Consider the following 6407-nt stretch of genomic DNA (forward strand, 5'->3'; position numbering starts at 1 on the left):
TGTTTCTAACTCTGTTGTGGCAATACTTATTCTAAATTTAAAATCTCTTTTTTGATAATTTCCATCTTCTGGGTAAATATATAGCTCTTTAGTAACTCCACCACTCCAATTACTTATCTTTCTATCACATTCTCTTAAAATTTTAAACATCTTTCTCACCTTGTTAACAATATTGAAACGCGTTTCATTTTTATAAATTGATTTTATAACTTTATTTTTATTTTGTCAAGCTTTTTTATTTTATTTTACATACTTTTTATTTTTAATAAAATCATTTTAGTTGTTTTTAATACATTTTAAAATTAATTTGCTTAATAAAAGCAAATATATTATAATGATAGAAAAAGATAAAAGAGGATATTTTATGGAAAAAGAAGATCAATATATAAATTCTATTTGTAGAGCTATTGAAATTATTGAGTTATTTTCTAAGTTACAAACAAAGCAACTAGGTGTATCTGAAATAAGTAAGAAACTTAATATACATAAAGCTACTACTTTTAGGATTCTAAAAACATTAGAACATGTAGGATGGATAATGCAACTAGAAAATAGTAAATATCAACTTACAACTGGTATTCTAAAAGCTACATTAGGAATAAGAAATACATTTGATATGAAAGAATTAATTTCTTCTGAAATGGAAAAATTAAGTAAAAAATATAATGAAAATATTATTTTAACAACTATTGTAGATAATATTGGAGTCTGGATAAATATGATAAAAAGTACTCATATTCTTTCTGAAGATGTTGAATCTGGATATTCTGTTCCTCTCCATATTGGAGCTACCGGAAAAGTCCTTTTAGCTTTTAAAGATGATGCATTTCAAAAAAATTTTTTTAAAAAACATTATTTAGAAATCGAAGAAACACTTGGAGAAAAAAAATTATTATTTGATATTAATAATATTAAAAAAAATGGATTTGCTATATCTAATTCAGAAGTAACTGATGGAATTACTGCTATTGCTGTTCCTATAATAGGATCTAATAATGAACTTTTATATGGATTAACTATTTCTGGACCGAGCAATCGTTTTTCTTGTAAAATTTTAGAAGAAATGAAAGACGATTTATTAGAAATTTCAGCTCATTTAAAAACTGAATTAAAAATTTTTAAAAATATATAGAAAAAAGAGTTGTAGCAAAAACTACAACTCTTTCTTTTATTTTTCTAATTTACTTCTTAAAAATTTTACTTTTTCTTCTATATTTGGAGCTCCTACTATATCACTTACTAAGCATATTCTCTTAGCTCCTCTTTCTATTATTCTATCTATATTATGTTCTTTTATTCCACCAATAGCAACAAAAGGGATATTTAAATTTTCTACCACATAGTCTAAATACTCTAAACCAACTGGTGCAGTATCTTTTGTTGTAGTTGGGAATATTGGACCAACTCCAATATAATCTACATCTGGATTTTCAAATGCTTTTTTTCCTTGTTCTGGTGAATGAGTAGAAAGACCTATTATTTTATTATCACCTATAAGTTTTCTCACTTCACTTGGAGGTAAGTCATCTTGTCCTACATGAACACCATCTGCATCAACTAAAAGAGCTAGATCTATATTATCATTTACTATAAATACTACATTATTTTTTCTACAAATCTCTCTTATTACTCTAGCCTCTTCTAATTTTTTACCCATAGATTTATTTTTTTCTCTATATTGAATTATCTTTATTCCACCCTTAATCATAGCTTCAACACATTCAATATTAGTTTTTCCATTGGCAAAATTTTCTCCAGTAATACCATATATTCCTAGAGGAATTTCTATTTTATTTCTCACAATAACCTCCAATTTCTAAAACTTTTCCAGCCATTAATGCAGCAACTGCTCCAACTTTATGAGAATAAGTTTTATAAATATCTGTGTCTGTTTTAAAATCTCCTACAACTATGAGATTTTTCCCTATTTTTTTTATTTCAATATCTTCTGTAATATATCCACCTATTCCAGAAGCTGAAACAATTTTCTTTCCAAGAGGTAAAAGTTCTTCAACCAAAAGTCTTTTATATTCCTTTTTGTCAAAGGCTTCCACCACTATATCACAATCTTTAAAAAATTCTACTAAATTTTCTTTTTCAAATTTTATAACTTGGTTTTCAATATTTAAATTTGGATTTATCATCAAAAGATTCTCTTTTAATGTTTCACTTTTATAAAGTCCAATTTGATTTTTAAAATAAAATTGTCTATTTAAATTTGACTCCTCTATTTTATCAAAATCTCCAAATTTTAAACTATCCACTCCTGCTCTTACGAGATGATAGGCAACATTTGAACCTATCCCCCCACAACCAGCAATTCCTATTCTCATACTATTTGCTCCCAATCTTTAAATACAGGTTGATATCCATTATCTCTTATAGCTTTTATTGTTTCATCAGCACTTCTTGAGTCACTTATTTCAAATTGACAAGTTGATGGATCATTTTCTGTATATCCTCCAACATCTGTCTTAGATCCTACTGACATTTTTGTAACACCCATATGCATTAAGTGATCTCTAAAACTTGCTATCTCTCTTGTAGAAATATTTATATCAGCTTTTACTTGGAAAATTCTAAAGGCTGTCATAAATTGTACAAAAGTTACATCATCAAGAGGATGATCTGGCTGGAATCCTCCCTCTGCTGGATTTATTCTTGGAAGAGATATTGCAAAAGAAGAATTTAAATATTTATCTGTTAAATATTTTAAATGAAGTCCTGCCATAAAAGCCTCTTTTCTTATATCACTTAAACCAAAAAGTGGACCAATTCCTATTGTTCTTATCCCTGCTTTAGCTCCTCTCTCTGGAGTATCTAAACGGAAATGATAATCCTTTTTCTTTCCAGATAAATGAACTTTATCATAAATTTCTTCGTTATAAGTTTCTTGATAAACAGTAAGTCCGTCTACACCAATATCAGCTAATTCTTTATATTCCCACTCTTCCATAGGCATAACTTCTATTGAAACAGAACTGAAATATTTTTTTAAAACTTTTACAGCTCCTTTTAAATAATCAAGAGTTACAAGTCCATGTGCCTCTCCAGTAAGCATTAATATATGTTCTACTCCAACCTTAGCAATCTCTTTTGCCTCTTCTTCTATCTGCTCAAGAGTTTGGTGCTTTCTAATTATGTGATTTTTTTTAGAAAATCCACAGTAAGTGCAGTTATTTGTACAAAAGTTTGAAATATATATTGGCATATATAAAGAAATAATATTTCCAAAGTTTTGTTCTTTTATTTCAGCTGCTCTCTGCGCCATTCTTTCTAAATGGTTTTTAGCTTTTGGAGAAAGTAAATTTAATAAATCATACTCAGTTAACTTTTCTTTGTAAATACTATCTAAAATATCTTCGTCAGTTACTCTGGCAAAATAATTTTCATAATCAAAATCTTTCCATTCCTCAACAACTGAATAAAATCCCATTATTTGTCACCTCTGAATAAGAAATCTGTTAATGGTGATGATGCATTAGCATATTTTGAAGTTTTAGCAAGTTTTGCAAGATAAGCCATTCTTCCAGCTTTTACTGCCATAGCAAAAGCCTCTCCCATTTTTACAGGATCTTCTGCTGTTGAAATTGCTGTATTTACTAATACTGCATCTACTCCCATTTCCATTGCTTCTGCTGCTTGAGATGGTGCTCCTATTCCTGCATCTACTATTACTGGAACTCTTTTATTTTCATTTATCATCTCTATAAGTGGTTTTGTTAATAATCCTTTATTTGATCCAATTGGAGCTCCTAAAGGCATTACTGCTGCTGCTCCAGCTTCTTCTAATCTTTTTGCAGCAATTAAATCTGGAGTCATATAAGGTAATACTATAAATCCTTCATCAGCTAGAACTTTTGTAGCCTTTATTGTTTCTTCATTGTCTGGCATCAAATATTTCATATCATTTATTATTTCTATTTTTATAAAATCTCCACATCCAGCCTCTCTTGCTATTCTTGCTATTTTTATAGCCTCTTCTGCATTTCTTGCTCCTGAAGTATTAGGAAGTAAAGTTATTCCTTTTGGTATATAGTTTAATACATTTTCTTTTGGATTTCCAAAATTTACTCTTCTAAGAGCCATTGTAATAATATTTGATCCACTTGCCTCTAACATTGGTGCTATTAGATTTTTATCAGAAAACTTTCCTGTTCCTGTAAGTAATCTGCTTTCAAATTCATGTCCTTTTAATACTAACTTATCCATTTTTCCTCCATAAACTTATATTTTTAAAATTTTTTTGTAATTAAAAAATTTTTTATCCACCAGATACAAATGTTAAAACTTCTATCTCATCATTTTCTTTGATGACTACATCTTTCCAATTTTCTCTTTTTATAAGTTCATCATTTATTAGTACCACTGCTCCTGAAAGATTTATATTTTTTTCAGTAGAAGTTTTTTCTATAAATTCACTCACCGCCATCTCTTTTTCAAGAGTTTCTTCAGCTCCATTTAAAACTATTCTCATTTTCCCCTCCTTTTTCCAAAAAAAAATCCCTAGTATTTCTACTAGGGAAGTCTATTTGTACTGATCAACCGCTTGTATAACTTATTAGCTATCAGTTTCCTGATACTCCATTTCGGAGGGTTTAATCTACTTCCTTTCGCCAGCATTATCTGGTTCAAGTAATAAGAGTCGAGGTCGAACCTCCTCTCAGCCAATTACGGCTCCCCTAGTAAGTTATAATTTATTCGATTTTTAGTTACAATGTATTCTATAACTTTACAATTGTTTTGTCAAGTCTTTTATAATTTAAATTCAACAGATGCTCCGATAGCATTTACTTTCTTTTCAAAAGTTGTTTTTGTTTGTGATGAAGTTCCTGATATATAATCAACAAATGAGTAAGCTATTGTATATTTTCTAGTTTCATTTGGTGAGTAGCTTAAACCTATACTATACATATGAGCATCTAAAGCATAGTCAGTATCTTTATATGTTCCTTCGTTAGCTCCTGTATTTGTATATTGGTATCCACCCATTAAAGTATATTTTTCATTTAGTTTATAGTCAAATCCGATAGATGCTTCATAACCATTTGTATAGTTATCATAAGCGTGATCTTCATTAGCTTGTCTTATAAAATAATAGTTTCCACTTGTTAAAAGTGTAAATCTATCTGTTACATCATAAGAAATTCCTAAAGACATCATAGCTGGTAAATTTCTATGTCCATCTACTAACCATTCTTTAACAACTGGATTTTTTTCTAAAGTTCCATTAATTTGCCCAGCAAAAATATTTCCTACAGGGTTATTTGAAGTTGTTTTTAAACCATTTTTACCATTTTTAGCTTCAAAATCTAATTTTACTTCAGACTCATATTTAAATCCAATATTCAATCTATCATTTGGTTTATAGTCAAAACCTATAAATCCACCTACTCCATATGCTTCTCTTTTTGCATCTATTGTTACATCAATAGGAATAGTTAGTCCCTTTCCTTTTATTTCAAATTTTCCAGAACCGTCTAGTTCTCTAGTAGCATAGATTAATCTAACTCCTCCACCTACTGAAAATTTCTCATTTAATTTTTGTGCCATTCCAAGATTTAAATTATAATAAAAAGATGATCCCTCTACTGTACTTCCACCTAAATATTTTGCTCCTCCATCATAAGTTGCAAAATTATTATTTATTTCATTTCCTATAGCTTCAAAATCTAATTTTACTTCAGACTCATATTTAAATCCAATATTTAATCTATCATTTGGTTTATAGTCAAAACCTATAAATCCACCTATTCCATATGCCTCTCTTTTTGCATCTAAATCAACTGTTATATTATGTTCTTTTTTACCTAAACTTTCTCCTAATTTACCTGCATCTAATTTAAAGTTTCCAGTTCCTTTTAACTCTCTAGTGGCATAGATTAATCTAACTCCTCCACCTACTGAAAATTTTTCATTTAGTTTTTGTGCCATTCCAAGATTTAAATTATAATAAAAAGATGATCCCTCTACAGTACTTCCACCTAAATATTCTGCTCCTCCACCTAAAGCTGAAAATTTCTTATTTATTTCCTCACCTATTGCTTCAAAAGCTGATATTCCATTATGATATTTTACTGTTCCTCCACCAGCAGCTACCCCTGCGTGAACAAAATAACTTCTACCTCCCTCTTTTTTTACAAATTGGAAACTTGGAACTAAAACAGATGGATAATCACTGTTATGTATTCCATTTTGTCCACCTGATATTATCCCTTTATCTGTGTTCATTGTATAATCTTTCATTATTGATTGAACATTATATTTAAAATAACTTCCATCTTCCATAAAAGCAGTTCCTGCTGGGTTATAAAAAGCTCCAGAAGTTCCTATTTTTCCAGTCATTGATGGGTGAGCAAAATATTCAGAATCCTGTTGTGCTAAATAATCTATACTCCCTGCATAAG

Annotated in this window: 8 protein-coding genes and 1 riboswitch; of the genes, 1 reads left to right on the forward strand and 7 read right to left on the reverse strand. The window is 29.2% G+C overall.

What is annotated here, in order from left to right; translation table 11 throughout:
- A partial coding sequence (locus Q1J48_RS02270; protein ID WP_300360878.1) for a HutD family protein occupies positions 1 to 150 on the reverse strand: 150 nt, incomplete at its 3' end.
- 214 nt (positions 151 to 364) lie between these two features.
- Between Q1J48_RS02270 and Q1J48_RS02275 the strand changes: the two genes are divergently transcribed.
- The gene (locus Q1J48_RS02275) at positions 365 to 1132 is read left to right on the forward strand and encodes an IclR family transcriptional regulator (RefSeq protein WP_300360869.1); all 768 of its coding nucleotides are present in this window, start codon (positions 365 to 367) and stop codon (positions 1130 to 1132) included.
- A 36-nt stretch (positions 1133 to 1168) separates the two neighbouring features.
- On the opposite strand, the gene thiE is transcribed toward Q1J48_RS02275, so the two are convergent.
- From thiE to Q1J48_RS02305, 6 genes are all read right to left on the reverse strand, one after another.
- On the reverse strand, positions 1169 to 1801 hold the full coding sequence (gene thiE / locus Q1J48_RS02280; protein ID WP_300327824.1) for a thiamine phosphate synthase: 633 nt from the start codon (positions 1799 to 1801) through the stop codon (positions 1169 to 1171).
- Positions 1791 to 2333: a sulfur carrier protein ThiS adenylyltransferase ThiF gene (gene thiF / locus Q1J48_RS02285; protein WP_300327822.1), complete on the reverse strand. Its 543-nt coding sequence runs from the start codon at positions 2331 to 2333 to the stop codon at positions 1791 to 1793. Before thiF ends, thiE begins: the two co-directional genes overlap by 11 nt.
- On the reverse strand, positions 2330 to 3436 hold the full coding sequence (thiH, locus tag Q1J48_RS02290) for a 2-iminoacetate synthase ThiH (protein WP_300327820.1): 1107 nt from the start codon (positions 3434 to 3436) through the stop codon (positions 2330 to 2332). Before thiH ends, thiF begins: the two co-directional genes overlap by 4 nt.
- Positions 3436 to 4212, reverse strand: coding sequence for a thiazole synthase (locus tag Q1J48_RS02295; RefSeq protein WP_300327818.1), 777 nt, complete (start codon positions 4210 to 4212; stop codon positions 3436 to 3438). Before Q1J48_RS02295 ends, thiH begins: the two co-directional genes overlap by 1 nt.
- A gap of 52 nt (positions 4213 to 4264) precedes the next feature.
- Positions 4265 to 4477, reverse strand: coding sequence for a sulfur carrier protein ThiS (gene thiS, locus Q1J48_RS02300; RefSeq protein WP_300360872.1), 213 nt, complete (start codon positions 4475 to 4477; stop codon positions 4265 to 4267).
- A gap of 114 nt (positions 4478 to 4591) precedes the next feature.
- Positions 4592 to 4694, reverse strand: a riboswitch (TPP riboswitch).
- 61 nt (positions 4695 to 4755) lie between these two features.
- A partial coding sequence (locus tag Q1J48_RS02305) for an OmpP1/FadL family transporter (protein ID WP_300360875.1) occupies positions 4756 to 6407 on the reverse strand: 1652 nt, incomplete at its 5' end.

This window comes from Fusobacterium sp., assembly GCF_029258315.1.
Classification (GTDB): Bacteria; Fusobacteriota; Fusobacteriia; order Fusobacteriales; family Fusobacteriaceae; genus Fusobacterium_B.